The sequence below is a fragment of the Streptomyces sp. NPDC127092 genome, from assembly GCF_042722475.1.
Classification (GTDB): domain Bacteria; phylum Actinomycetota; class Actinomycetes; order Streptomycetales; family Streptomycetaceae; genus Streptomyces.
Window position 1 is genome coordinate 1 of sequence record NZ_JBHXFE010000141.1, and the last position, 2186, is coordinate 2186.

Genomic DNA, 2186 nt, shown 5'->3' on the forward strand with positions numbered 1-2186 from the left:
GCCGTCAGTGCCGTGGTCATGGTGCCGTATACGAACGCATCCGGGCGGCGGCGGACAGAGAGCGGGCGGATGTCTGCGACGAACGGTCGCACCGAGCGGTGAACGGTTCGGCGAGCGGTCGGCGAACGGCCGGACGGAAGCGGTGCGTCCGATTCAGCGGGGTTTCCCACCCTCTGCGGCATTGACCCTTGACTGGGGGCTTCGTCCGCTGTGAATTCGCATGAACAGATGTTCATCCTATGAATCAGCGGAGTTCGGCAGATGACCCCACGCACCAGAACCGGCGCGGCGGCCTTCGCCGCCGTCCTGCTCGCCGCGGCCACCGGCTGCGCCGCCGCGGACCGTTCGTCCCACGGCCCGGCGGCGCCGGCCAAACCCTCGCACCGGCCGGCGGCGCCGGGGGCGGCCTCCGCCGGACCGGCTCCCTTCACCCTCGTCGCCTCCGGCGACGTCCTCCCGCACGACTCGATCATCCGGCAGGCCGCCGCCGACGCCGGCGGCACGGGCTACGACTTCCGGCCCATGCTCGCCGGCGTCCGCTCCGTCGTCTCCGGCGCCGATCTCGCCATCTGCCACATGGAGACCGTGTACGGGGCGGAGGGCGGCCCCTACACCGGCTACCCGGCCTTCAAGTCGCCGCCCGAGGTGGCCGTCGCGCTCAAGGAGACCGGCTACGACTCCTGCTCCACCGCCTCCAACCACACCCTCGACGACGGCGCCGCCGGCCTCGGCCGCACCCTCGACGCCCTCGACAAGGCGGGCGTACGGCACGCCGGCTCGGCCCGCAGCGCCGAGGAGGCCGCCCGGCCCACCCTGCTCAAGGCGGGCGGCGCGACCGTGGCCCAGCTCGCCTACACCTACGACACCAACGGCTACCCGCTGCCCGAGGGGCAGCCCTGGGCCGTCAACCTCATCGACGAGCAGAAGATCGTCGCCGACGCCCGGGCCGCCCGCAAGGCCGGCGCCGACGTCGTCGTGGTGTCGGTCCACTGGGGCACGGAGTGGCAGTCCGCGCCCGACGAGCGCCAGCTCTCCCTGGGCCAGGCCCTCACCGCGTCGAACACCGGCGGCCGCCCCGACATCGACCTGATCATCGGCACCCACGCCCATGTCCCCCAGGCCTACGAGAAGGTCAACGGCACCTGGATCGTCTACGGCATGGGCGACCAGATCGCCGGAGACATGATCAACCACAACGGCTCGTACGACCCCCGAGGCAATCAGGGCACCCTGGCCCGCTTCACCTTCGTTCCGCCCGCCGCGCCCGGCGGCCGCTGGGAGGTGCGCAAGGCCGAGTTCGTCCCGCAGCTCTTCGACACCGCGCGCGGCCGGGTGGTCAACCTCAACGCGGCCGTCAGAAAGGGTGAGGAGCAGTACACGGAGACCCGCGACGCCATCCGCGAGGTCGTCCTCTCCCGCGGCGCGGCCCGCGACGGACTGGCGGCGGGGGAGTAGCCCGGCCCGGCGCCCCGGGGCGGGAGCTGAGGCCCCGCCCTGGGCCCGGGGCGAGACCCGGGCCCTTCTTCCGGGACCCGGCCGAGAACCGGAAGAGAAGACCTAAGGCACCACTGTGACCGGCCAGCGGCCCGCCTTCACCAGGCGGACGGCGACCGAGCCCACGAAGCGGTGACCGGCCGATTCCGAGGCCCCGACCACCACCGCGTCCGCCTTGAGCTCGTCGGCGGCCGAGACCAGACCCGCGTACGCGTCACCGCGGAAGGTGTGGAACTCCCAGCGCACCTGGAAGATCTCCTTCACCCGCTCCGCGGACTCCCGGATCTCCGCCACCAGGCCCTCGGCGATCTCCTCCGTGGCCCCGGCGACCGGGGCGCCCATCGCCGCGCCCGCCGCGAGCACGGGCTGGACGTAGACGAGGGCGAGCAGCGCGTTCTGCCGCCGGGCGAGTCCGGCCGCGTAGGCCGCCGCGCGCAGCGAGGACGCGGAGCCGTCGACCCCGGCGACGATCACCTTCGGGCCGTCCGTACCTCGTTCGAATCCGCTCACCCTTCGAGGCTATCGGCTCAACAGGTGGATTCGGACGGGCGGCCGGTGTCGCTGCGCGCCCCGCGCCGTCCTCCGTACGAACCATTGGTCATGAAAAAGGATGAGACGACCACGGGGCGCCGGTCGCTGCTGCGGCTCGCCGCCGCCCTCGGCGCCACCGCCGCCGTCGGGGTCTTCGCCAC

At 73.1% G+C, this 2186-nt stretch carries 2 protein-coding genes; one reads left to right on the forward strand and one right to left on the reverse strand.

The genetic code is table 11. From position 1 onward, the window contains the following. Window positions 1–261: 261 nt before the first annotated feature. On the forward strand, window positions 262–1455 hold the full coding sequence (locus ACFWJO_RS38055) for a CapA family protein (RefSeq protein WP_386872727.1): 1194 nt from the start codon (window positions 262–264) through the stop codon (window positions 1453–1455). Between the two features lie 102 nt (window positions 1456–1557). Here the strand turns inward: ACFWJO_RS38055 and ACFWJO_RS38060 are convergent, their stop codons facing one another. Beyond that, window positions 1558–2004: a universal stress protein gene (locus ACFWJO_RS38060; protein WP_386872729.1), complete on the reverse strand. Its 447-nt coding sequence runs from the start codon at window positions 2002–2004 to the stop codon at window positions 1558–1560. Between the last annotated feature and the right edge of the window lie 182 nt (window positions 2005–2186).